This window comes from Pseudomonas abyssi, from assembly GCF_003444685.1.
In the GTDB taxonomy this organism is placed as follows: domain Bacteria; phylum Pseudomonadota; class Gammaproteobacteria; order Pseudomonadales; family Pseudomonadaceae; genus Halopseudomonas; species Halopseudomonas abyssi.
The window spans coordinates 719308-741313 of record NZ_LMAZ01000001.1; the positions used below are offsets into that span (position 1 = coordinate 719308).

At 60.6% G+C, this 22006-nt stretch carries 24 protein-coding genes; 14 read left to right on the forward strand and 10 right to left on the reverse strand.

Annotated features, from left to right (window positions below; genetic code table 11):
* Positions 1 to 43 precede the first annotated feature (43 nt).
* The 12 genes from ASB58_RS03360 to flhB all read left to right on the forward strand — a co-directional run bounded on the left by ASB58_RS03360 (position 44) and on the right by flhB (position 9707).
* The gene (locus tag ASB58_RS03360; RefSeq protein ID WP_096003568.1) at positions 44 to 349 is read left to right on the forward strand and encodes an STAS domain-containing protein; all 306 of its coding nucleotides are present in this window, start codon (positions 44 to 46) and stop codon (positions 347 to 349) included.
* 3 nt (positions 350 to 352) lie between these two features.
* Positions 353 to 2086: a fused response regulator/phosphatase gene (locus ASB58_RS03365; RefSeq protein ID WP_118129333.1), complete on the forward strand. Its 1734-nt coding sequence runs from the start codon at positions 353 to 355 to the stop codon at positions 2084 to 2086.
* 86 nt (positions 2087 to 2172) lie between these two features.
* A complete protein-coding gene (locus ASB58_RS03370; protein ID WP_096003570.1) occupies positions 2173 to 2508 on the forward strand; it encodes an Hpt domain-containing protein in 336 nt (111 codons plus the stop codon).
* A gap of 88 nt (positions 2509 to 2596) precedes the next feature.
* Positions 2597 to 4030 carry a flagellar hook-length control protein FliK gene (locus ASB58_RS03375; RefSeq protein ID WP_118129334.1) on the forward strand — a complete coding sequence of 478 codons (1434 nt, stop codon included), beginning with the start codon at positions 2597 to 2599 and terminating at the stop codon, positions 4028 to 4030.
* Positions 4031 to 4346: 316 nt separating this feature from the next.
* Complete coding sequence (locus ASB58_RS03380) at positions 4347 to 4853, forward strand: flagellar basal body-associated FliL family protein (protein WP_118129335.1); 507 nt, start codon at positions 4347 to 4349, stop codon at positions 4851 to 4853.
* Between the two features lie 9 nt (positions 4854 to 4862).
* Positions 4863 to 5834 carry a flagellar motor switch protein FliM gene (fliM, locus tag ASB58_RS03385; RefSeq protein ID WP_118129336.1) on the forward strand — a complete coding sequence of 324 codons (972 nt, stop codon included), beginning with the start codon at positions 4863 to 4865 and terminating at the stop codon, positions 5832 to 5834.
* Between the two features lie 34 nt (positions 5835 to 5868).
* Positions 5869 to 6336, forward strand: coding sequence for a flagellar motor switch protein FliN (fliN, locus tag ASB58_RS03390; protein ID WP_096003573.1), 468 nt, complete (start codon positions 5869 to 5871; stop codon positions 6334 to 6336).
* Entirely contained in the window at positions 6336 to 6773 is a 438-nt protein-coding gene (fliO, locus tag ASB58_RS03395) for a flagellar biosynthetic protein FliO (protein WP_118129337.1), read from the forward strand. Before fliN ends, fliO begins: the two co-directional genes overlap by 1 nt.
* Entirely contained in the window at positions 6770 to 7522 is a 753-nt protein-coding gene (fliP, locus tag ASB58_RS03400) for a flagellar type III secretion system pore protein FliP (protein ID WP_118129338.1), read from the forward strand. The genes fliO and fliP overlap by 4 nt, the downstream gene beginning before the upstream one ends.
* A 9-nt stretch (positions 7523 to 7531) precedes the next feature.
* Entirely contained in the window at positions 7532 to 7801 is a 270-nt protein-coding gene (fliQ, locus tag ASB58_RS03405) for a flagellar biosynthesis protein FliQ (RefSeq protein ID WP_096003576.1), read from the forward strand.
* On the forward strand, positions 7801 to 8577 hold the full coding sequence (gene fliR, locus ASB58_RS03410; RefSeq protein WP_096003577.1) for a flagellar biosynthetic protein FliR: 777 nt from the start codon (positions 7801 to 7803) through the stop codon (positions 8575 to 8577). The genes fliQ and fliR overlap by 1 nt, the downstream gene beginning before the upstream one ends.
* Positions 8577 to 9707 carry a flagellar biosynthesis protein FlhB gene (gene flhB, locus ASB58_RS03415; RefSeq protein ID WP_096003578.1) on the forward strand — a complete coding sequence of 377 codons (1131 nt, stop codon included), beginning with the start codon at positions 8577 to 8579 and terminating at the stop codon, positions 9705 to 9707. Before fliR ends, flhB begins: the two co-directional genes overlap by 1 nt.
* On the opposite strand, the gene ASB58_RS03420 is transcribed toward flhB, so the two are convergent.
* Both ASB58_RS03420 and pomA read right to left on the reverse strand, forming a co-directional pair.
* Positions 9708 to 10622, reverse strand: a complete 915-nt coding sequence (locus ASB58_RS03420; RefSeq protein WP_096003579.1) for a flagellar motor protein MotB — start codon at positions 10620 to 10622, stop codon at positions 9708 to 9710.
* Positions 10622 to 11398 carry a flagellar motor protein PomA gene (gene pomA / locus ASB58_RS03425; RefSeq protein WP_118129339.1) on the reverse strand — a complete coding sequence of 259 codons (777 nt, stop codon included), beginning with the start codon at positions 11396 to 11398 and terminating at the stop codon, positions 10622 to 10624. Before pomA ends, ASB58_RS03420 begins: the two co-directional genes overlap by 1 nt.
* A gap of 253 nt (positions 11399 to 11651) precedes the next feature.
* On the opposite strand from pomA, the gene ASB58_RS03430 reads away from it, so the two are divergent.
* Entirely contained in the window at positions 11652 to 12368 is a 717-nt protein-coding gene (locus ASB58_RS03430) for an SIMPL domain-containing protein (RefSeq protein WP_118129340.1), read from the forward strand.
* Here ASB58_RS03430 and ASB58_RS03435 read toward each other — a convergent pair.
* Entirely contained in the window at positions 12353 to 13144 is a 792-nt protein-coding gene (locus ASB58_RS03435; RefSeq protein ID WP_118129341.1) for an alpha/beta fold hydrolase, read from the reverse strand. The two genes, ASB58_RS03430 and ASB58_RS03435, sit on opposite strands and share 16 nt — an antisense overlap.
* Positions 13145 to 13254: 110 nt before the next feature.
* On the opposite strand from ASB58_RS03435, the gene ASB58_RS03440 reads away from it, so the two are divergent.
* Complete coding sequence (locus ASB58_RS03440; RefSeq protein WP_096003582.1) at positions 13255 to 14133, forward strand: alpha/beta fold hydrolase; 879 nt, start codon at positions 13255 to 13257, stop codon at positions 14131 to 14133.
* On the opposite strand, the gene ASB58_RS03445 is transcribed toward ASB58_RS03440, so the two are convergent.
* The 7 genes from ASB58_RS03445 to ASB58_RS03475 form a co-directional block, all read right to left on the reverse strand.
* A complete protein-coding gene (locus ASB58_RS03445) occupies positions 14069 to 15688 on the reverse strand; it encodes a cation:proton antiporter domain-containing protein (RefSeq protein ID WP_118129342.1) in 1620 nt (539 codons plus the stop codon). The genes ASB58_RS03440 and ASB58_RS03445 overlap by 65 nt on opposite strands.
* A 95-nt stretch (positions 15689 to 15783) precedes the next feature.
* Complete coding sequence (locus ASB58_RS03450) at positions 15784 to 17214, reverse strand: aspartate kinase (RefSeq protein WP_096003584.1); 1431 nt, start codon at positions 17212 to 17214, stop codon at positions 15784 to 15786.
* Between the two features lie 66 nt (positions 17215 to 17280).
* A complete protein-coding gene (gene thpD / locus ASB58_RS03455; RefSeq protein WP_096003585.1) occupies positions 17281 to 18195 on the reverse strand; it encodes an ectoine hydroxylase in 915 nt (304 codons plus the stop codon).
* Between the two features lie 82 nt (positions 18196 to 18277).
* Positions 18278 to 18667, reverse strand: a complete 390-nt coding sequence (locus ASB58_RS03460) for an ectoine synthase (protein ID WP_083723446.1) — start codon at positions 18665 to 18667, stop codon at positions 18278 to 18280.
* A gap of 13 nt (positions 18668 to 18680) precedes the next feature.
* Positions 18681 to 19967: a diaminobutyrate--2-oxoglutarate transaminase gene (gene ectB / locus ASB58_RS03465; protein WP_096003586.1), complete on the reverse strand. Its 1287-nt coding sequence runs from the start codon at positions 19965 to 19967 to the stop codon at positions 18681 to 18683.
* Between the two features lie 14 nt (positions 19968 to 19981).
* Positions 19982 to 20503 carry a diaminobutyrate acetyltransferase gene (ectA, locus tag ASB58_RS03470; RefSeq protein ID WP_118129343.1) on the reverse strand — a complete coding sequence of 174 codons (522 nt, stop codon included), beginning with the start codon at positions 20501 to 20503 and terminating at the stop codon, positions 19982 to 19984.
* A 334-nt stretch (positions 20504 to 20837) separates the two neighbouring features.
* Positions 20838 to 21608: an SDR family oxidoreductase gene (locus ASB58_RS03475; protein ID WP_096003588.1), complete on the reverse strand. Its 771-nt coding sequence runs from the start codon at positions 21606 to 21608 to the stop codon at positions 20838 to 20840.
* Positions 21609 to 22006: the final 398 nt, after the last annotated feature.

Here is a 22006-nt window from a genome sequence, read left to right on the forward strand (position 1 = left end):
AAAACAGTGTGTAGGTGATCGCACAAACTGACAGGGAGAACTCATGTCGATCCAGGCGTCCATGTCTGCTGACAGCCAGATACTGACCATTAACGTCAAGGGCCGGTTTGATTTTGGCGCGCATCAGGCGTTTCGCAGCGCCTATGAGCGCAGCGGCCTGACCCCCCGCCAGTATGTGGTTGATTTGCACGAAACTGACTATATCGACAGCTCGGCGCTGGGCATGCTGTTATTGCTGCGCGACCACGCCGGTGGTGACAGCGCCGATATCCGTATCGTTCATTGCAATCCGGATGTACGCAAGGTGCTGAGCATCTCCAACTTCGAACAGCTGTTCAGCATCGAGTAAGGCATGCGGTCCGAGGGCGCGCTTCCCCGACCGGTCGACCCCGAGGCGGCGCCCCTGCTGGTACTGGTTGCCGATGACAATCCGACCGATAGATTGATTCTCGGGCGTCTGGTCGAGCGCCTTGGTCACCGGGTCTGTCTGGCTGAAGAGGGTAAACAGGCGGTGAGCCTGTTCGTCGAGCGGCAGCCTGACATTGTCCTGCTGGATGCGCTGATGCCGGTCATGGACGGGTTTGAGGCGGCGCGACAGATCAAGCAACGCGCCGGTGAAGATCTGGTGCCGGTGATATTTCTGACCAGCCTGACCGAAACCGACGCCCTGGTGAAATGCCTTGAGGCCGGCGGTGACGACTTTCTGACCAAGCCCTACAACCCCGTCATTCTGCAAGCCAAGATTCGCGCCTTTCGGCGCATGCGCGAGATGCATCAGACCTTGCAAAGTCAGCGCGATGTCATCGCCGGTCAGCATGCCAGCCTGGTGCGAGACCAGGAGCTGGCCAAAATCATCTTTGACCGGGTCGCCCACTCGGGCTCTCTCAGTGATAACAGCCTGCGCTATCTGCAGTCGGCCTACGCCATGTTCAATGGCGATATTCTTCTGGCGGCGCACCGTCCTTCCGGCGAGATGCATCTGCTGCTGGGTGATTTCACCGGCCATGGGTTGTCGGCTGCCATTGGTGCCATGCCGCTGGCCGAAGTGTTCTACGCCATGACCAGCAAGGGCTATGCGCTGCGCGATATTCTGCTGGAACTCAATAGTAAGCTCGCGACCATTTTGCCGGTTGGCATCTTCTGTTGCGCGGTGCTGATCGAGGTAAACCCGACCAAGGGCCTGGTCGAGATCTGGAATGGTGGTTTGCCGGACGTGATGATCCTTGGCCGGCAGGGCGAGCTGCTTGAGCGAGTAACCTCAACCAACCTGCCCCTGGGCGTGGCCAGCCGCGAACGTTTCAGTCCGGATCCGAAGGTGCTGGTCATGCACCCTGGCGAGCGACTGCTGTGCTGGACCGACGGCGTCATCGAAACCCGCAACGGCGCCGGTCAGCTGTTTGGTGATGCCGGTGTGCTGCGAGTTATTGACGCCCATAAGGGTGAGCCAGAGCAGGTATTTGATGGCTTGCTGAGTGCTCTGTCGCAATTTCATGGTAGCCCGGAAGACGATGTCAGCTTGCTGCAGGTGGTGATGCCCGAGCGTGACCACTTGCCGGCGCCGCAGCCTCAGCCGCTGACGGCCGCCATGGATGCGCAGCAGGACTGGCGGCTTAGCTACACCTTTCGGGCGCAGGCCATTCGCGGTCAGAACCCGCTGCCTTTCATTTTGCAGAAGCTGTTGAGCGTGGCTGGCTTGCGGGCTAGAGCCGGCGCACTGTTCACGGTGCTCAGTGAGCTGTACAGCAATGCGCTGGAGCATGGCCTGCTGCGCCTGGACTCGGCCTGGAAGCAGGACTCAGATGGTTTCGCGCTCTACTATCAGGAGCGCAGTGCTCGTTTGCAGGCGCTGGACGACGGCTGGATCTGTCTGACCATTGATCATCGGCCTGATGCGCAGGGCGGCGAGTTGGTGTTGACTTGTGAAGACAGCGGTGCCGGATTCTCGACGGTGCGGTCTGCGGCCGATTACGCCGGCCGCGGGCTGGCTCTGGTCGCCGCATTAGCCGACGAGTTGGCATTCAGCGAACAGGGCAGTCGGGTCAGGGTGGTCTTCCGTTGGCAGCTTGGGCATACTCCCGAGGCTTGATGAAGCACTGATCAATTCCGCTCGCCATGCCGAATGAATCCAGTGTCTCCTCAACAGGATCAGGACTAAAAGGAGAGTCGCAGGCGATGTCAGAGTCCTTGCAAGATGTGAATCCAGCTGTGCTGCAAGCGCTGCGTGAATTGATGCAGGACGACTATGCGTTGTTGCTGGACACCTTCCAGGGCGATGCCGACCTGCGGTTGCGGCAGTTGCGTGAGGCGCTGCAGGCCGATGACATGGACGCGTTTCGCCAGGCCGCGCATAGCTTCAAGGGCAGCTGCGGCAATATGGGCGCTGCGGCTCTGGAGCAGGCCTGCCTCGAAGCTGAAGCCGCCGGGTTGGCCGGCGATAGCGCTGAAGCCGCCAAAGCGCTGACGGTGATTGAACAAGCGTTTGTCAGGTTGAAGCCCCTGCTGCACTGAATCTTCCCCCTTGTTTGGGCAAATTGGCCCAAGCCTTGCAAAAGATCTTGCGTACCCTTGACCGAGTCCTTCGGGTGGAGATCTTGTCATGCCTATTGGGCAAAACCTGCTGGCGCTGTTCAATGCCGATTTTTCTCGTGATGGCTTTTCTGCGTTTGCCTCAGGCAAGGCGGTAAGCGCTGATCCTGACGCTGTTGCGGCGTTCTCTGCGGTTCTGGCGGAGCAGACTCCGGCCGATCTGGATGCGTTGATGGCCCAGCTCAACGCCGCCGTTGAGACCGAGGCCGGTGTGGCAGACCCGGCCGTGGAGGTTGCCGCCAGCGGCAAGGAATTGCCGGCTGATGTGGCCTCCTGGCTGACCCAGCTGGCGCAATTGCTGCAGCCACAAACAACCGCTACCAGCACCGAGGTCCCGGAGCCTGGCGCTGAGCCGACTGCTGAGCAGAGCACGGATGACTCGGTGCTGGCCGGTATCAGTCAGCAGTGGCAGCGTTGGTTGGCGCAGTTGCCCGCTGACACGCCACCCGCCGAAGCGGCGCAAGCTGGCGCGGCCCCGATGGCTGGGGCGCCTGTCTCTGCCGCAGCGGCTGATGCCCGGAATGCGGCGCCTGGCACTGTCCTGGCTGAGACCGATACAGACGTCGAAGCAGCAAACGGCTCGCGTGGCGGCGTTGCGTTGTCGGAGCTGGTGTCGCAACTTCGGGCTGCCTTGCGTAGCGCCGAGGGTGCCGCTGCCGAGAGCGCGCAGGGAAGTACGCAAACGGCAGCGCAGACCGCTCGCTCCTCAGGTGATGCGGCCGCACCGATGGATGCTGCCCAGCGACAGGCAGCGCTGCAGGACAGCAGTCAGACCCTGCAGCGGCTGCAGGCCAGCGCGCCGCAGGCGGTGGATGAGGGGGGGCTGGCACGCTTGGTGGAAAAGCTCGAGTCCCGGTTGGGCGCGGGCAATGCGCGCAGTGACGCCGATGCGACTGATCTGAGCAAGAGCAGTGCCGTTACGCAGATGCAGCAGGCTGGCCAGAGCGCGCTCAGCGCACGGCCGGTCACTGCGCCGCTGCAGAGCCTGGGGGTGCCGATGGGGCAGCCCGGCTGGAGCGAGGCGGTGGTCAACAAGGTCATGTGGATGTCGAGCCAGAATGTGCAGTCGGTCGAGATCCAGCTTGATCCGGCCGAGCTGGGGCCGCTGGAGATCAAGATCCAGACCCGCGGACAAGAGCACCAGGTGCAGTTCGTCAGCCAGAATGCCGGTGTTCGCGATGCCCTGGAGGGACAGATGTTCCGCCTGCGCGAGATGTTTACCCAGCAGGGGGTGGGGCAGCTGGACGTGAATGTCTCTGACGGCTCGTCACAGCAGCGTCAGTCTGATGGCGGCCTGCTGGCCCAAGGTGATGGCCGTGGCGGTGAGCGCGGCAACGGGAGCACTGGGCTGGGAGCCGAGGCCGCCGATACCACTGCCTCGGCGAGCGATGTCTCGGCCCAAGCGCTGCTGGCGCACGCCCGGCTGGTCGATTACTACGCCTGAGTCCCGCCTGCCGCACCGTCCGGTGCGGCAAAGACATTTTTCGTTCCAGCCAGTATCCTATGCTTGGGAATTGCTGATTGATTCCGCATGCCCTCTGGCGTTCAGGCTCGGCCTGTGCGCCCCGTAGGCCGCGGGGAATTGATCAGTGCTTTCCTTGGTTCATGGAGCGCTGCTCCCTACTGCTTGCCTGCTGAGGCCCGCAGCGTTGAACTGCATATCCGTGGGTGTCGGGCGTGCTGCAGCGTGATGACTGGCACGCTCAATGCATCTGGCATGGTTATCGGCGGCCGTAAGGCCCGAATGACGGAATATTGGCATGGCGAAACAATCTGCAAAGTCCGACGACGACGCACAGGAAAAACCGGCCAAGGGCCGCAAGAAGCTATTCATTTTGCTTGGCATCGGCTTGTTGGCGCTGTTGCTGTCGGCGGGCGGCGTGGCCTTCTTTCTGCTCAAAGACGATGAGACGCCAGAGGAAACCGAGCCGGCTGAGCCCGTCAAGCAGGTGGCTCTGTATCAGCCACTGGACCCGGCCTTTGTGGTCAATTACGCAGCCGGTGGTCGACAGCGCTACATGCAGGTCAGCGTTGTGCTGATGGGGCGTGATGCTGAAGGCATGGCCAAGCTCAACCAGCATTTGCCGTTGATTCGCAATCAACTGGTGATGCTGTTTGGCAGCGAAGAATTTGAGGCACTGGCAACGCCCGAGGGCAAAGAGGCGTTGCGCGAGAAAGCCAGCCTGGCCGTCAAGGCGCTGCTGGAGAAAGAAGTCGGCGACCCGGTCATCGAGTCGGTGCTGTTTACCAACCTGGTTCTGCAATAGGACATAGCTATGGCCGTACAGGATCTGCTGTCACAGGATGAGATCGATGCCCTGCTGCACGGGGTAGACGACGGCGCTATCGACACCGATGTCGAGAGCGAGCCGGGATCGATCAAGAGTTATGACCTGACCAGCCAGGATCGTATTGTGCGTGGGCGCATGCCCACGTTGGAAATGATCAACGAACGCTTTGCCCGTTATACCCGTATCAGCATGTTCAACCTGATGCGCCGTTCCGCCGATGTGGCTGTGGGCGGGGTGCAGGTGATGAAGTTTGGCGAGTATGTGCATTCGCTGTATGTGCCGACCAGTCTTAACCTGGTCAAGATGAAGCCGCTGCGCGGTACCGCGCTGTTCATTCTGGATGCCAAGCTGGTATTCAAGCTGGTCGACAATTTCTTTGGCGGCGATGGTCGTCACGCCAAGATCGAGGGGCGAGAGTTCACTCCAACCGAGCTGCGGGTGGTGCGCATGGTGCTGGACCAGGCCTTTATTGATCTCAAGGAAGCCTGGCAAGCGGTGCACGACGTGCAGTTCGAGTATGTCAATTCCGAGGTCAACCCGGCATTGGCCAATATCGTTAGCCCCAGCGAGGTGGTGGTGGTGTCCACCTTCCATATCGAGCTGGATGGCGGTGGTGGCGACCTGCATGTGACCTTCCCTTATTCGATGATCGAGCCGCTGCGCGAGGTCCTAGACTCGGGTGTGCAGTCAGACGTCGACGAGCACGATGAGCGCTGGGTGCGCGCATTGCGTGAAGAGATTACCGGCGTCAAGGTGCCGCTCAGCGCCACCGTGGTGAAAACCCAGCTGAAGCTCAAGGACCTGCTGAGCATGCAGGCCGGGGATGTGATTCCGGTCGAAATGCCTGATCACATGGTGCTCTGCGCCAACGGTGTGCCGACCTTCAAGAGCAAGCTGGGCGCGGTCAAGGGCAACCTGGCCTTACAGATTCTGGGTCCGGTTGCGCGTCCGCGCTGACCGACCACGCTAAACAACAACAGGGGACAGCGAGATGGCTGAGGACAAACAACCCGACGAGATCAGTGCCGAGGAGCAGGCATTGGCTGATGAGTGGGCGGCGGCACTGGATGAGGCTGGTGACGCCGGGCAGGACGATATTGACGCCATGCTCGAGCAAAGCAACGCCGAACCGCGGATGCCGATGGAGGAATTCAACTCGCCGGCCCGTGCCGACGGGGATGACTTTGATCCGGGCGATAGCCCTAATCTGGACGTCATTCTGGATATTCCTGTCACCATTTCCATGGAGGTCGGCAATACCGACATCACTATCCGCAATCTGCTGCAACTCAACCAGGGGTCGGTGGTAGAGCTAGACCGACTGGCGGGTGAGCCGCTGGATGTGAAGGTCAACGGTACGCTGATCGCACATGGCGAGGTGGTGGTGGTCAACGAGAAGTTTGGCATTCGCCTGACCGATGTGATCAGCCCCTCCGAACGCATCAAGAAGCTGCGCTGATGCGGGCGTTGCTGCTTCTTCTGGGCGTGGGTGTGCCGTTACCGCTACTGGCGCAGACCGGCCAGCCGGCGGCCGCCGCTGCCAGTAACATCGGTAGCGCCTCGCTTGCCGGCCAGTTGAGTCAACTGGCGCTCGGGCTGCTGGTCGTGGTTGGCCTTATCTTTGCGCTGGGCTGGCTGCTGCGCCGGGTTGGGCCCATGGCCGGGCAGGGTGGGCAGCACATCCGCTTGCTCAGCAGTCTGCCACTGGGGCCGCGTGACCGTTTGCTGCTGGTCGATGTCGGGGGCACGCAGATGTTGCTGGGTGCCTCGCCCGGCCGTATCAACACCCTGCATGTCTTCGAGCAGCCGGTGGCGGACATCAGTCAGGCTACCGCTGGCAACAGCGACTTTGCCCGCAAGCTGCAGGCGATGCTGAAACGGGATCAGACACCATGATGCGCTGGTTTGGTTTGTTGTTGATACTGCTGGCGCCCTCGGTCTGGGCGCAGACGGCAGCCGATCCGTTGAGCATGCCGGCGATCACGCTGAGTACCGATGCAGAAGGCCAGCAGACCTATTCGGTCAGCCTGCAAATTCTGCTGCTGATGTCGGCGCTGAGCTTTATCCCGGCTTTTGTGATGATGATGACCAGCTTTACCCGGATCATCATTGTGTTCGCCATCCTTCGGCAGGCCCTTGGCTTGCAGCAGACGCCGTCGAGCCAGATCCTGATTGGCCTTGCGTTGTTTCTCACCCTGTTCATCATGGCGCCGGTATTCGATCGCGTTAACCAGACAGCGCTGCAGCCCTACCTGAATGAGGAAATGGCGCCGCAGCAGGCGCTTGAGGCGGCCAGTATTCCGATGCGCGACTTCATGCTGGCGCAGACACGCGAGACCGATCTGGAGCTGTTTGTGCGGTTGGCCAAACGTACTGACCTGGCCAGCCCGGACGATGTGCCTTTCCATATTCTGGTGCCGGCGTTTGTTACGTCCGAGCTGAAAACAGCCTTTCAGATCGGCTTTATGATCTTTATTCCCTTTCTGGTGATTGATCTGGTGGTCGCCAGTGTGCTGATGGCTATGGGTATGATGATGCTGTCGCCGCTGATCATCTCGCTGCCCTTTAAGATCATGCTATTTGTGCTGGTCGATGGCTGGGCGCTGATTATCGGCACCCTGGCCGCCAGCTTTGCGGTGACATAGGAGCAGGCCATGACTCCCGAAGTGGCGATCGATCTGTTTCGACAAGCGCTCTGGCTGACCTCGGTGGTGGTCGCCATTGTGGTACTGCCAAGTCTGCTCATAGGCCTGATTGTCGCCATGTTTCAGGCGGCAACACAGATCAACGAACAGACTCTCAGCTTTTTGCCGCGTTTGCTGATCACCTTTCTGACCCTGATCTGGCTTGGGCCCTGGCTGGCGACGCAGATGGTCGAGTTCACCGATACCCTGTATCGGCAGATACCCGGATTGATCGGCTGATGTTGGAGCTCTCCAGCGCCGAGATCAGTCGCTGGGTAGGTAGCTACCTGTGGGTGCTGTTTCGCATTGCCTCCCTGTTGATGACCATGCCGGTGATTGGCACGCAGCTGCTGCCGGTGCGCATCCGTCTCTACCTGGCGTTGGCCATCACCGCCCTGGTGGCCCCACAGATCGGCGAAGTGCCGACGATCGATGCGTTGTCGCTGCAAAGCTGGCTGTTGATCGGCGAGCAGATTCTGATTGGCGCGGCAATGGGCTTTTCGCTGCAGCTACTGTTTCAGATTCACGTGCTGGCCGGACAGATTGTTGCCATGCAGATGGGCCTGGGGTTCGCGTCCATGAACGACCCCAGCATGGGGATTTCGGTTGCGGTCGTTGCCCAGGTCTTCACCATGCTGGTGACGCTGCTGTTTCTGGCCATGAACGGCCACCTGGTGGTGTTGGAGGTGCTGGTTGAGAGCTTCACCACGTTACCCATTGGTGAGAGTCTCGGGCGGCTCGACTTTCAGGCGCTGGTGCTGCGGTTCTCCTGGGTAATGGCCGCCGCCATTCTGATCGGTCTGCCGGCGATTACCGCGCTGCTGATCGTCAATATTTCCTTTGGTGTGATGATGCGTGCTGCGCCGCAGCTGAACATTTTTTCCATCGGCTTTCCGCTGACGTTGGTGTTTGGCCTGTTTATTCTCTGGGTGCTGCTGGGTAATGTGCTGGCGCAGTATCAGGCGCTGGCAGCGGAGGCGCTGATTTACCTGCGTGCACTGGTGAGGGCGGGCTGATGGCTGAATCCGATAGCGGTCAGGAACGCACGGAGGAGCCCACGGGCAAGCGACTCCAGGAGTCGCGTGACAAGGGGCAGGTAGCGCGCTCGCGCGAGCTCAATACGCTGGCGGTGGTGATGGTCGCGGCGGTGGGGCTGCTGACGCTGGGGCCGGCGATGGTGCAGAAGCTGATGAACATCATGAGCTTCAACTTCAGCATTGAGCGCGAAGCGCTCTACAGCAATGACAGTATGGGCCTGCACCTGTTTGCTTCGGTGGGCGAGGGGCTGGAAGTGTTGGGGCCGCTGTTTTTCCTGTTGCTGGTGGCCTCTATCGTGGGGCCGGTGCTGCTGGGTGGCTGGCTGTTCAGCATCAAGTCCCTGGCGCCCAAGTTCGAGCGCATGAATCCGCTGGCCGGCCTCAAGCGCATGTTCTCGCTCAAGGCACTGGTCGAGCTGCTCAAGGCGTTGGGCAAGTTCCTGGTGGTGCTGGGCGCCGCCTTGCTGGTACTCCACCTGCGAACCGAGGATCTGCTCAGCATGGGCCAGGAGTCGCTGCAGTCAGCGATTGTGCACTGCGCCTGGGTACTTGCCTCCTCCCTGATCATCCTGTCTGCGTCACTGATCCTGATCGCAGCAGTCGATGTGCCGTTTCAGCTGTGGGACCACAAGCAGAAGCTGCGGATGACCAAGCAGGAGGTCAAGGACGAGTTCAAGGATTCCGAGGGCAAGCCCGAAGTAAAAGGGCGTATTCGTCAGTTGCAGCGTGAAATGGCCGAGCGCCGGATGATGGACAAGGTGCCGCAGGCCGATGTGGTGATCACCAACCCGACGCATTTTGCCGTAGCGCTGAAGTACGACCCGCTGGCGACCGGTGCGCCGGTGCTGCTGGCCAAGGGGGCTGACCTGGTGGCGCAGCGCATTCGCGAGGTGGCCAGCGAAAACCAGATTGTGGTGCTGGAATCAGCCCCGCTGGCGCGGGCGGTGTTCTACAGTACCGAGCTGGATCGCGAGATTCCGGCCGGGCTTTACTTGGCCGTGGCGCAGGTGCTGGCGTATGTCTTCCAGCTGCGCCAGTTCCGCGCAGGTCAGGGCAAGCGGCCGGGGCCGATGCCGCAGCCGCCGATCCCGGATGACCTCAAGCGCTGATCAGGGGCGCGGGGTTGGGTTGTGCTGCAGCTCCAGATCTTGAATCAGGTCACCCAGGTCCTCCTCCATCAGCCGGCGCAGCTCTGCCTCGTATTCTTCAATCGAACCGGACAGGTCCAGAATGATTTCCACCCGGCGGTTCAGTGCGCGGGTTTCCGGCCATTCATTGCTGGCGCGCGGACGGGTCTCGGCGTAGCCCTGCACGCGAATGCGTTCAGGCTTGATGCTGTCGTCCAGCAGCAGGGCGTTGGCTACCGACGAGGCGCGTGCGGCTGACAGGTCCCAGTTGGACTGGAAGCGATTGGTGTGGATCGGGATATTGTCGGTATGGCCTTCAATGGTGACCTCGCCCGGCAGCTCGGCGAGCACCTCTGCGATGCGATCGAGCATGGCGTGAAAGTCTTCGGTCATGTCGGCTGAACCAGACGGGAAGGAGCCTTTTTCCTCGACCCGAATGATGATTCGCTTGCGATCATGCTCGAGTTGGATACGCCCTTCCTGCAGCTCGTTTTCCAGCACATCACGCAGGGCGTCCACGCTGGTGTCGATCTGCTGCTCGGTGGTGCTCTGCACCTGCTCCTGCAGTTCGGTTTCCATTTCGGCGCGCAGGGTGTCGAGTTGCGGGGATTCCTCGGTGGTTTGCTGGCGCACGCTGTCTACCGGCGTGGGTTCAGGCTTGCCGGGGGAGAAGTTGTCGAAAATCGGGCTGGTACCCATCGGGATATCAAGCGCCGGAATATCGCGCTGCACGCCGAAGGCCTTGGATAACTCGCCGGCAATCTGCTTGAACTTCTGCGCGTCGATTTCCGAGAATGACAGCAGCAGTACGAAAAAGCACATCAGCAGCGACATCAGGTCGGCGAAGGTCATGACCCACGCCGGGATGCCGGGGCTATCGTCTTCCTGTTCTTCCATCAGGCGTCCTGCGCCTCGCCAGCGGCGGCTTTGTCACGTTTGTTCTCAGGCAGGTAGCTGCGCAGCAGTTGCTCGATGACGCGTGGGTTGGTGCCTTCCTGGATAGCCAGAATGGCGTCTATCCAAAGCGCCTGCATGCGCGCCTCTTCGGTCATGCGCAGGGTCAGCTTGTCGGCGATGGGCAGGCAGATCATGGTGGCGAGCATGGCCCCGTACAGCGTGGTGAGCAGGGCGACTGCCATGGCTGGGCCGATTGATTTCGGGTCTTCCATATTGGACAACATCTGTACCAGACCGATCAGCGTACCGATCATGCCCATGGCCGGGCCAACATCGCCCAGCGCGGAAAATACCTTGGCGCCCCAGCGGTTGCGGTCCAGCGTCAGCACGCGTTCTTTTTCCAGGATCGCTTTCACGGTTTCCTGCGGATGGCCATCAATCAGCAGTTGGATGCCGCTGGCCAGAAAGGGTTGGGAGATTTCTTTCTCTTCCAGTGCCAGCAGGCCTTGCTTGCGGGCCAGGGTAGCCAGTTCGACCAGTTCGCTGATACTGGCTTCGGTATCGGGCAGCTTGAAGCGGAAAGCGCGGCCGGCAACTTTAATGGCGCCAATAAATTGACCAACATTGAATTTGGCAAGCACCACGAACAGGCTGCCCCCGATCACGATCAGCAGGGAAGGCACATTGAAGAACACCTGAGCGCCAGAGCCCAGCAAGATTGACGCGGCAATAATGCCAATTGCGCCGATAAGACCTATCAGGGTTGCGAGATCCAACAGGGACTCCTGGAACTGAACGACGGGTTGACAGCCAAAGGGCTTTACGCGGGCTACATCGGGACTGCCGATCGGTTTTGCTCAGCCCTGCAAGTGAGTGCGCTGCAAGGCAGGGCGGACAGATTGCTCTGTGCCGCTAGCGTGCGGGATTGATCGGCTTCCCACAAGGTCTATTCTATGTGGGCTTGGCGATATTGCAAACGCCCGATGCTTAGCATTTTTGCTGCCGCGAGGGCTCTGATGGAGAGTATTCATGTCTGCAGTTGCACGTTGTTCCCTCTGGTCGCTGCTGGCAGCGGCTTTGATTGCGCTGGCCCTGGGCTTTGTCGGTGTCAGCTTGAAAACCGGTTTGTTGGAGTTCCGTGGCGCCGACCGGGTAGTGAGTGTCAAAGGTTTGGCGGAGCGCGAGGTCGCCGCCGATCTGGCTCTCTGGCCGGTTAACTTCAGCGTCAGTGGTGACAGCCTTGATCGTTTGCAGAGCGATATCGAGACCCAGCAGGGGCTGGTGCGCTCGTTCTTGTTGCTGAAGGGCTTTACCGAGGCAGACATACAGTTGTCGGTGCCCAAGATTGTCGATCAACACGCCAACAGTTACGGCGCCAACCTGCCGCCCGAACGCTATCGCGCTGAGGTAACCGTGCTGGTACGCACGCAGGATGTGGATGCGGTGAAGGCGGGAATGCAGAGCGTCGGCGAGCTGGTCAAGTCCGGGGTGGCGTTGACCCAGAGTTACGAGTTTCAGCCGACCTTTCTGTTCACTCAGCTGGAGTCGATCAAGCCGGAGATGATCGCCGATGCCACCGCCGATGCCAGAGCCGCGGCTGATCAGTTTGCCCGTGATTCGGGCAGCACGGTCGGCAGCATTCGGCGTGCGACCCAGGGTTATTTTTCGATCAATGACGTGGACCCCTTTACACCTGAAATCAAGCGTATCCGGGTGGTCACCAATATCGACTACAGCCTGGAGTAGTCTGCCGCGTGGCGGAGCACGAAGTGGCTGATGCTGGCCGGCCAAGCATGCAGGGCGTTGACGTCGTCGATCACCTGCAGCTCGGCCAGCGGCAAGGCGGCTGCCAGCCGTTGCGCGGTTTCTAGCGGGTGAATCGGGTCGTCACGCCAGGCCAGTATCAGTGTCGGGATTTGCAGCTGCTCAAGGGCTGCTGCTGGCGGCAGGTCGCACTGGCAGGCAGCGTCTAGTATCGCCAGCAGGTCGTCGGCGTGCATCTGTGCCAGTGCGTCCAGCGACGCCGCGGCGTCCCCGGGCCTGGCCGCGAGCAGCCAGGCGGGCAGGGCGGGGTTTTGTGCTGCCAGCGAGACTAGGCTGGCCAGTCCGCGTTGCTGAATAATGCGCTGCATCTGCCGGTAGCGTCGTACTTGAGCGGGTCTCGTGTGCCAGGCGGTGGGTGGCGTCGCCAGTACCAGGCAGGACACCTTCTCGGGTGCGCGCAGGGCTGCCAGCAGGGCGCTGGCCGAGCCCATCGAATGCCCTCCCAACGCGTAAAGCCCGGTTGCCTGGGCGTCGGCCAGCGACAGCAGGTCACCGGCCTGACTGGACCATAGATAGTCGGCAGGATCGATGCTGCCCGGCGAGCGGCCGTGCCCGCGGGCATCAAAGCGCACCCGGCGCAGCGGGTCTGGCTGGTCGGGGTGAAACCAGCCGGTGCGGCTCTCAAACTCCGTTGAGTGCATCAGGCCATGGGCCCATACGAGCGTGGGGCCGTCGCCGGAAAGGGTGGTGTGGAGCATGCGCGTTATCGTGATCAAGGCCGAAACGCCAGATTAACAGACGGGAATGCCGCTGACAGGCTATGGGCGGCGGATTAGACTGTCTGCCTTGTTTTGGGGGAGTTCACCGGATGGAGTTGTTACCCTGGGCGCACGCTGTCAGCGCCGGTTTTACCCTGCGTGGCTGGCACACCCGGCCCAGCGGCAAGCCCTTGCTGCATTTTTTGCATGGTAATGGTTTTTGTACCCGTACCTATGAGCCCATGCTGGCGTTGCTGGTTGAGCACTTTGATCTGTGGCTCTGCGATCTGCAGGGGCACGGACAAAGCGACCATGGCGAGCGTTTTGTTGGCTGGAATCGAAATGCCGAGGCGGCGGCCGAGGCGTTTCGCGCGGGGCGTGAGCAATTTGGTGATGTGCCGAGCCTGGCCTGTGGGCACAGCTTTGGCGGCGTGCTCAGTGCCTTGATGATGGCGGCGGAACCGGCATTGTTCGAGCGCGCGGTGCTGCTCGATCCGGTGCTCTTCCCGCCTGCACTCATCGCCCTGCGTCGCGGGCTGGGGCTGGTGGGCTTGAATGACCATGCGGTGGCCAAGCGTGCGGCCGCCCGGCGTGACTATTGGCCGGATCGCACCGCTGCCCATGCTGGCTTGCATAATCGCGGTATGTTCCGCGGTTGGGATGAAACCGCCTTTGAGGCGCATATCTCCCATGCGCTGCGCGAGCGCTCGGGCGGTGGCGTTGAGTTGTGCTGCCGGCCCAGCCGTGAGGCTGAGGTGTTTCGCACCATGCCAAAGGGGCTGTGGTCGTCGCTGCGCCGCCTGAAAACCCCGACCCGTATCGTCTACGGTGATCGTACCTATCCGTTTGTCATTCAGTCAGCCCGCCGACTGGCTGTCAGCAATAGCCAGGTCAGTGCGCACCAGACCGCTGGCGGGCACTGCTTCATGCTTGAGCATCCGGCTGCGGCGGCCGCCCAGGTGGTCGAATTTCTGACTGCCCGTCACTGAGCAAACGGCTGCGCTCCTGAATGCTCCGTGCGACGTGCTCGGCGAGGCCTGTACCGGCTTCGCTCATGGTCAGGTAGGTGTGGTCCGCGCCGGCCTGGATGATGCGGCGGGCGATGTCCTCGTACATGGCATGAGAGACAATCAGGCCGTCAAAGCCACGACCACGCAGGTTATGCACGGTGATGGTCTTGGCCTCGGCATCGTTCATCGCCAGAATCACCGAGTGGATGTTGGGCATGTCGAGGTTCTGCCAGAACACCGGGTCCTCGGCATCGGCAAACAGTGCGCGGCGGCCAGCCTGCAGGCTGGTTTCTACGGCAACCGGGTCCGAGTCCAGAGCAATCACCCGGTAGCCCTTCTCCGACAGGTTATCGTAGGCTGCCCGGCCGGTCCGACCCAGACCCATGATCAGAATTTGCGCATCATCCAGGGTGATCGGCTGTTCGTCGGGGTGGCGAATATCACGCTCAAAACGGGTGAGCAGCGGGGCGATGTGCTCATAGATGCTGTGTACGATGCGGTTTAGCGGTGCAGAGATCACAAAGGAGAAGGCGACGGTCAGTGCCAGTGGCACCAACCATTGTGGCAGCACCAGGCTGGCCATGATCAACCCGAACTCGCTGTAGTTGGTCAATGTCAGGCTGCTCAGAAAGGCGCTGCGCGCGCGCAGCTTGAAGCCAACGAACAGGGCGAAGAACAGCGCGCTCTTCAAGGGCAGCAACAGGGTCATGACCAGCGCGAAGATCAGTGCATGCTGATCCGGCAGGCCGCCCAGGCCGATCTGCAGGAAGAACCCTACCAGAAAGATCTCCTTCAAACTCCACAGCGACTGCGACAGCTCGCCAGCGCGCTTGTGACCAGCCAGCATGGCGCCAAAGGCGAGGGCGCCCAGCTCGGAGCTTAGCCCCAGCGTTTCAAAGCCGGCGCCGCCGACCACCAGTGCCAGTAGCAGGCCCAGCAGGACCATCAGCTCTTCATGTCCGCTGAGGTCCAGTAGCTTGTACAAGATGGGTTTGCACAGCGGCAGGATCAGCACCATCAGGGCCCAGCTCGATGGGCTTTTGCCGCTGGCGATGCTGATGGCGACCAGGGCAATCAGGTCCTGCATGATCAGGACGCCAATCGCCACACGACCGTGGAAGGCCCGCAGCTCGCGTTTGCCTTCGAGTACCTTGGCGGCCAGTACCGTGCTGGAGAATGACAGCGCCATGGCCAGTAGGCTGGCTTCGCCAAGCGGCAGGTCGAGCAAATAGAGGAAGGCGGGTAAAAACAGCGCGGTCGACAGGCCAAAGTGGAGCAGGCTGCCGCCAACCACTTCGGGGCGTACCAGATTCTTGGCCTTCAGTTTGAGGCCGACGGTGAACAGCAGTAGCAGGACGCCAAGGTGCGCAATGTGGGTGAGGATATAGCTGTCGTCCGGACCCACGCCGACGCGCTCGCCCAGCAGGGAAAGGGCAAAACCGGCACCAAGGTATCCAATCAGCGGGGGCAGGCCGACCTGCTTGAACAGCAGGCCCAGGCCGAAGGCAAAGGCAATCCAGACAGCTTCAATCACAACAGCATTCCGTTATCGGGTTATTCCTGTTGCCCGACTATAACGCACAAACCCGGCCTGAGCCGGGTTTGTGCGTTATACGATTGCCAACCGGGTTAGGCCGCGACGATCACATCTCCGTGGTTTTCCGGCTCGATCAATGCGCGGTGCAGCGCAGCAATCGCGGCGTCGTAATCTTCTTCCTGAACCACGCACTGCATTTCAACCTGGCGGATAGACTGATGCACCGCCTGGATGCTGATGCCGGCTTCGGCCAGGGCCGCCACGGTCTTGGCCAGAATGCCTTTGACCTTGAGGTCCGAGCCGATCGCCGACACGATGGCAATGTTATGCACGTTGACCTCCGCCATCGGATAGCGCTCCTCGATCAGGCGAGAGGCACGGTTGATCATCTTGCGCGAGCCGGAAATATAGTAGGTGATGCTGTTGGCATCCGAGTCCTTGTTCACCACGTACAGCTTGAGCTTTCTCAGCAGTTTGGTGATTTCCAGGTCGTACTCCACGTCGCCCAGCATTTCCTGGTCGAATACCTCGATGCCAAAGACGTCCTTGCGGCCGGCGATGATCTCGACGCAGGGCTTCTCGCTGCAGTAATCCTGGCTAATCAAGGTGCCGCCGTGATCCGGCTCGAAGGCGTTCTTGATGCGCAGATGAATGCCTGCGCGGCGCAGGGTGCGTGCTGCCTTGGGGTGGATTGCTTCCATGCCCAGGTTGGACAGCTGATCGGCCACGTCGTAGTTGGTACGGCCGATGGTGACGACCTTGTCGACGCCGACCAGGGTCGGATCGGCACTGGAGAGGTGATATTCCTTGTGAATGATCGCCTCGCTGGCACCGGTGGCGGCCGCAATCTGCGCGAAGGTGATTTCGCTGTAGCCACGATCAAAGGTGTTCATCAGACCTTCGCTGCAGTGGGTGTAGCCGGTTGCGACAACCAGCTCACGGCTGAAGTCGATGCCATCGAAACCGTCGCGCACCATGTCCTGGAAGCTCTTGGGCTCGCGCTGGTTCCAGCCGGTCAGATCGGCCAGACGCGCGTTTACGCCGCGCTTCTTGAGTGCCAGTACGGTATTGAAGGCGCTGTGCGCCTCGCCCAGCGACGCCAGCATCTCGCGGACTTTCATCAGGTGCTCGGTCAGCTGGAAGTGACCGTAGGAGCACAGCTGCTGCAGACTCACCATGCAGTCGCGCACGTCGCTGATGCGGCCTTCAATAAAGCGGTTTGCCGCCTGCAGCTCGTACTCGCCGCTGAACAGCTCTGCGTTCTTGTTCAGCATCGCTTGCTGCACGGCGTCCAGCGCGTCCAGCCAGGCGTCCTCGTTGTGGGCGTCGGCAAAGCGCTCGTACACACCGGGCTCGCCGGTTTTCTTGTGTTCGAGCAGCATGTTGGTCATACCGCTGTAGGCAGAGACAACGAAAACACGCTGGTACAGCTCGGTACCCTGACGTTGGCCAATGAAAATGTTGTTCAGTACTTCCTCAAAGCGGCTCATCGAGGTGCCGCCGATTTTCTCTACTGTATGCATAGTCCTGGTTTCTGTCTTTGGTGAAATCGGTCCTGCCACCAGCAGGTCGGGAGCCTCATGCTCCCGTTACAGGTAACGCTGCGTCGTAATGCGCAGTGGTGTTACCGGGCCGCGTTCGGCCACGAATGCCGGTCTGGGTGTATCGGCCCCGAAAGGCTCGACCGGCAGATTATCCACGTGGTTGTACACGTAGAACAGGTTGCTGCGCGGATCCGGCGTAATATTGCTGTTGGAGCCGTGCAGCGTGTTGCAGTCAAACAGTACCACCGAGCCGGCCTGGCCGGTTGCGGCGGTGATGCCACCCTCGCTGACCATGTCGGCAAGGCTGGCGTCATCCGGTACCCCCAGCTCCTGCTTGCGCAACGAGCGGCGGTAATGCTCCTGCGGAGTCTCACCCACACAGCCTATAAAGTGGCGATGTGAACCCGGCACCAGCAGCAGCGGGCCGTTGAAGGGCGAGTTGTCGGTGAGCAGAATAGAGCAGCTGATGGTGCGCATGCGCGGCAATCCATCCTCAGCGTGCCAGGTTTCAAAGTCGGAGTGCCAGTAGAACTCCTTGCCTTTGAAACCGGGTTTCAGATTCAGACGCGATTGGTGCACGTACAGGTCACCATCGAGCAGGTGCTGAACCTTGGCGGCGATGCGCTTATCTGCTGCTACCTTGGCGAACAGCTCGCTGCTCTGGTGAATCGCGAACAGCGAGCGCAAGGCGCCGCTGTCCGGTTCGCGTATGGCAGCGTCACTGGCAAGGATGCCCTTGTCGCTGCGTAACCGTTCAACCTCTCGGCGGAAAACGGCAACTTCCTCCGCGCTGAATGCATTGGGCAGTAGCAGGAAACCATCGCGTTCAAAGCGGGCAATCTGCTGCGCCGTTAGCGGCGCTTCGCGTTCATGGCGCCGATAGACAATCGGGTCAATTCGCTCGTGCCAGCGGGGCTGGTCTTGGCGGCGTGTGGGATACAGGTCAACCGCTGCCGTCATTAATCCTCCTTATATAGGGCCTGTTGTCGTGTCGTTCTCTCCACCGTTAGCGGGGGCGCAGCGACAACAGGCCATTTGGTTCTCAGCTGTTATCGACGGGGTAGACCCCGTCCTTGTCGTGTACTTCCTTGCCGCTCAGTGGCGGGTTGAATACACAAGCCATTTTCATGTCCTCGGTACCGCCGCGCAGCATGTGCTCGTCGTGCTTGTCCAGGATGTACAGCGTGCCGGGACGGATTTGATATACCTTGCCGTCCGACAGGGTTTCGATCTCACCGTTCCCGCTCATGCAGTAGACCGACTCCAAGTGGTTCTTGTAATGGATGTGGGTCTCTTTATTGGCGTAGATGGTGGTGATGTGGAAGGAAAACCCCATCTGGTCGTCCTTGAGCAGCATCCGGGTGCTTTCCCAGGTCTCGGTGGCGACGCGGCGTTCGGAGTTTTCGCATTCTTCCAGTGTACGTACGATCATGTTCTCTATTTCCTCAAGAAGCTTGGTTGGCGACCTGCTCAGCCATCACTTTGGCGAAAGCTGCGTCCAGAATGGTCAGGGCCTTGTCGATCTGCTCTTCGGTGATGGTCAGCGGGCACAGGCATTTGACAACCTGGCTATGGTTGCCGCTGGTTTCGATCACCAGGCCGTTGGCAAAGGCTTCCTTGCAGATGGCGGCGGCGGTGTCGCCATCCGGGCAGTTGATGCCCAGCATCATGCCGCGACCCTTGAGGTAGAGGGAGTCGGGGCCGTGCTTACGGACGATCTTCTGCATGCCGTCAGCGATACGCTTACCCTTGGCCTGCACGCTCTTGGCGAACTCGTCGTTGACCCAGAAGTGCTCCAGCGCAGCAGCAGCGGTAACGAAAGCGTGGTTGTTGCCACGGAAGGTACCGTTGTGCTCGCCCGGCTCCCACTGGTCGAGTTCGTTGCGCATGACCACGATGGCGAACGGCAGGCCAAAGCCGCTGAGCGACTTGGACAGGGTGATGATGTCCGGCTTGATGCCCATTTCTTCAAAGCTGAAGAAGGTGCCGGTACGACCGCAGCCAGCCTGGATGTCGTCGACAATCAGCAGCATTTCATGCTTGCGGCACAGTTTTTCCAGTTTGCGCATCCAGTCGGCAGAAGCGGTGTTCAGACCACCTTCGCCCTGAACGACTTCCACAATCACGGCTGCGGGCTTGTCGATGCCGCTGCTCGGGTCGCTGAGCATTTTGTCCATCATGGCGATGGTGTTGACCTTGTCGCCAAAGTAGTTGGCGTAGGGCATGCGGCTGACCTCTGACAGCGGTACGCCGGCGGCGCCACGATGATGGCCGTTACCTGTAACGGCCAGGGCGCCGATCGTGCAGCCGTGGAAACCGTTGGTGAAGCTGATGACATTGCTGCGGCCGGTGACCTTGCGGGCCAGCTTGAGCGCTGCTTCAACCGAGTTGGCACCGGTCGGGCCGCTGAACTGAACCTTGTATTTACCCAGGCCGCGCGGTTCCAGAATCACCCGATTGAAGGTCTCTAGAAAGCGTTCTTTGGCGTCGGAGTACATGTCCAGGCCGTGGGTGATGCCGTCATCTTCCAGGTACTGGATCAGTGCCTTTTTCAGAACCGGGTTGTTGTGCCCGTAGTTCAAGGTGCCGGCGCCGGCCAGGAAGTCGATGTAGCTCTTGCCTTCGCGGGTCACCAACTCGGCGCCGCGGGCCTGCTTGAAGACCACCGGGAACGAGCGGCAGTAGCTGCGAATATCCGATTCGTTTTTCTCGAACTGTTCAAAGGTGTTCATGTGATCTCCTGATCTCAAGCTTGAGCTGGTTGGGGTGCAGATTGGGTGAACGGGCCAGCGCGGTAGATGACTTCATCATCGTGCTGGCCATTGAAATGGGTTTCGCGGGAGAACAGCACTTCGGTGCTGTACTCGGCGCCCAGCAGGCGGAAGGCTTTCTTGAACAGCGCCTCGGATGCGTCGTTGCCTGGAGAAATGGTGGTCTCCAATCGACTGACACCGTCTGCGCGAACGCGTTCAATCAGTGCCAGCAGCATCTTCAAGGCCAGCCCCTGACCACGCATGCGGCTGTCCACGGCGACCTGCCAGACAAACAAGGTGTCTTGGCGCGCCGGCGGACGATAGCCGGAAATAAAGCCGACCATATCGCCATCAGCTGTCTCGGCAGCGATCGCGGTATCGGCAAAGTCGTGACACTGCAGCAGGTTGCAGTACACCGAGTTGGTGTCTAGCGGCTTGCAGCGTTCGACCAGGTTGTTCAGGGCGAAGCCGTCCGTGCTATTAGGTTTTCGTAGTGTTACGGGTGTAAGTGACAAACCGGGTTCCTAATGCTTATGCGTATATGCTTTTTCCATAATAAACATATCCAAAAAATTATCTCAACCCGCATTAAACGCCGTGTTCATGCGGTTTTGTGTGGTTTGAATATGTTTATAGCTGTTAAATAGATTTGTCATCAAACTACTTTCTTGTGTAATCAATTTGGCGCTATGCCCCGTCTGGTGGGGGCTGCGTGGGAACGGGCTTGGGTGCCTTCGGGTGCACCGTCCGGGCGCAGCAATGCCTCACGCTGGGGCGTGATCAGGGCGGTTTTCAGGAGGGAAGAGCGCCCGCCGGGCGGCGGGCATCTGCAGAGGGTTGGCGTTGCGCTTACAGGGTGAAGCCGCCGTCGATCGGAATGATGTTGCCGGTCATGTAGGCGCCGCCGGTGCCGGCCAGCATGATCGCCAGCGCGGCCATTTCTTCTTCGCGGCCCCAGCGTTTCATCGGAATGTGCTGACAGTCTTCGGCCATGGCCTCGGGGTCGCTGTGGATGTGGCTGGTCATCTTGCTCGGGAAGCGGCCGGGGGCGATCACATTGACGTTGATATGCTCGCTGACCAGTTCGCGGGCGAGGTTGCGCGACAATTGGTGTACAGCGGCCTTGCTTGGGCCGTAAGAGTAGGCTTGCTCGCCGAAGGAGCTGATGCCCGCTACCGAGCCGATGTTGATGACGCGTGCCGGATTGTCGGCGTTGGCCGAGGCGCGCAGCAGCGGCAGCAGCTGCTGGATGCAGCTGAACACCGAGATGACGTTCAACTGCATGACTTTTTCCCAACCCGATACCGGGAAGTCTTCCAGCGGCGCCCCCCAGCTGGTGCCGGCGTTGTTGACCAGAATATCCAGGCGGTCGGTGAGCTTGCCGACATCGGCGGCCAGCTGACGGGCGCCTGCCTCGGTGGACAGGTCAGCGGCCAGGGCGGTGCACTCGCCATACTGGCTGAGCTCCTGCGCGGTTTGCTGGCCCTCTGCAATCTTGCGGCAGCAGATGATGACGCGCGCGCCGGCTTCCAGGTAGCCCTGGGCGATCATGCGGCCAATGCCGCGGCTGCCACCGGTGACCAGGGCGGTGCGCCCGGCCAGGCTGAAGTACTGTTGCATGGGAGTCTCCTTGTTGTTGGTATGCGGTGCAGGTGGCTACGTTAAACCAGCGTGCACCCTGCCCCAAGTGCGACGGTGGCTTATAGAGCACGCAAATGCCCGATCATGGTGGGCGCTGCGGGCAGATGGCTTTTGGCTTATCCTTGGCTAGGGCCTGTTGTCGTTTCGTTCGCCCGCCTGTTGCAGCCTGTAAAGCCGCCAATCAAGGAGCGAGAAGCGTAGCGTGGTCTTTCCACGTGAGCGACGAGCGACGCCGAATGGCGGCTTTACAGGCGCAACCTCGGCGGCCCCACCCCGAGGGCCGGGGGCATTTTTCGGCAGGCGGATGAACGAAACGGCAACAGGCCCTAGAGTCGCCAACGGAACTGTTGTCACGAACAAGGTTCACAATGGCGAGC

What these genes read in the sequence shown, in the direction of transcription:
- ASB58_RS03360 (WP_096003568.1), top strand. Translation starts at nt 44, where the DNA reads ATGTCGATCCAGGCGTCCATGTCTGCTGACAGCCAGATACTGACCATT.
- ASB58_RS03365 (WP_118129333.1), top strand. Translation starts at nt 353, where the DNA reads ATGCGGTCCGAGGGCGCGCTTCCCCGACCGGTCGACCCCGAGGCGGCG.
- ASB58_RS03370 (WP_096003570.1), top strand. Translation starts at nt 2,173, where the DNA reads ATGTCAGAGTCCTTGCAAGATGTGAATCCAGCTGTGCTGCAAGCGCTG.
- ASB58_RS03375 (WP_118129334.1), top strand. Translation starts at nt 2,597, where the DNA reads ATGCCTATTGGGCAAAACCTGCTGGCGCTGTTCAATGCCGATTTTTCT.
- ASB58_RS03380 (WP_118129335.1), top strand. Translation starts at nt 4,347, where the DNA reads ATGGCGAAACAATCTGCAAAGTCCGACGACGACGCACAGGAAAAACCG.
- fliM (WP_118129336.1), top strand. Translation starts at nt 4,863, where the DNA reads ATGGCCGTACAGGATCTGCTGTCACAGGATGAGATCGATGCCCTGCTG.
- fliN (WP_096003573.1), top strand. Translation starts at nt 5,869, where the DNA reads ATGGCTGAGGACAAACAACCCGACGAGATCAGTGCCGAGGAGCAGGCA.
- fliO (WP_118129337.1), top strand. Translation starts at nt 6,336, where the DNA reads ATGCGGGCGTTGCTGCTTCTTCTGGGCGTGGGTGTGCCGTTACCGCTA.
- fliP (WP_118129338.1), top strand. Translation starts at nt 6,770, where the DNA reads ATGATGCGCTGGTTTGGTTTGTTGTTGATACTGCTGGCGCCCTCGGTC.
- fliQ (WP_096003576.1), top strand. Translation starts at nt 7,532, where the DNA reads ATGACTCCCGAAGTGGCGATCGATCTGTTTCGACAAGCGCTCTGGCTG.
- fliR (WP_096003577.1), top strand. Translation starts at nt 7,801, where the DNA reads ATGTTGGAGCTCTCCAGCGCCGAGATCAGTCGCTGGGTAGGTAGCTAC.
- flhB (WP_096003578.1), top strand. Translation starts at nt 8,577, where the DNA reads ATGGCTGAATCCGATAGCGGTCAGGAACGCACGGAGGAGCCCACGGGC.
- ASB58_RS03420 (WP_096003579.1), bottom strand. Translation starts at nt 10,622, where the DNA reads ATGGAAGAACAGGAAGACGATAGCCCCGGCATCCCGGCGTGGGTCATG.
- ASB58_RS03430 (WP_118129340.1), top strand. Translation starts at nt 11,652, where the DNA reads ATGTCTGCAGTTGCACGTTGTTCCCTCTGGTCGCTGCTGGCAGCGGCT.
- ASB58_RS03435 (WP_118129341.1), bottom strand. Translation starts at nt 13,144, where the DNA reads ATGCTCCACACCACCCTTTCCGGCGACGGCCCCACGCTCGTATGGGCC.
- ASB58_RS03440 (WP_096003582.1), top strand. Translation starts at nt 13,255, where the DNA reads ATGGAGTTGTTACCCTGGGCGCACGCTGTCAGCGCCGGTTTTACCCTG.
- ASB58_RS03450 (WP_096003584.1), bottom strand. Translation starts at nt 17,214, where the DNA reads ATGCATACAGTAGAGAAAATCGGCGGCACCTCGATGAGCCGCTTTGAG.
- thpD (WP_096003585.1), bottom strand. Translation starts at nt 18,195, where the DNA reads ATGACGGCAGCGGTTGACCTGTATCCCACACGCCGCCAAGACCAGCCC.
- ASB58_RS03460 (WP_083723446.1), bottom strand. Translation starts at nt 18,667, where the DNA reads ATGATCGTACGTACACTGGAAGAATGCGAAAACTCCGAACGCCGCGTC.
- ectB (WP_096003586.1), bottom strand. Translation starts at nt 19,967, where the DNA reads ATGAACACCTTTGAACAGTTCGAGAAAAACGAATCGGATATTCGCAGC.
- ASB58_RS03475 (WP_096003588.1), bottom strand. Translation starts at nt 21,608, where the DNA reads ATGCAACAGTACTTCAGCCTGGCCGGGCGCACCGCCCTGGTCACCGGT.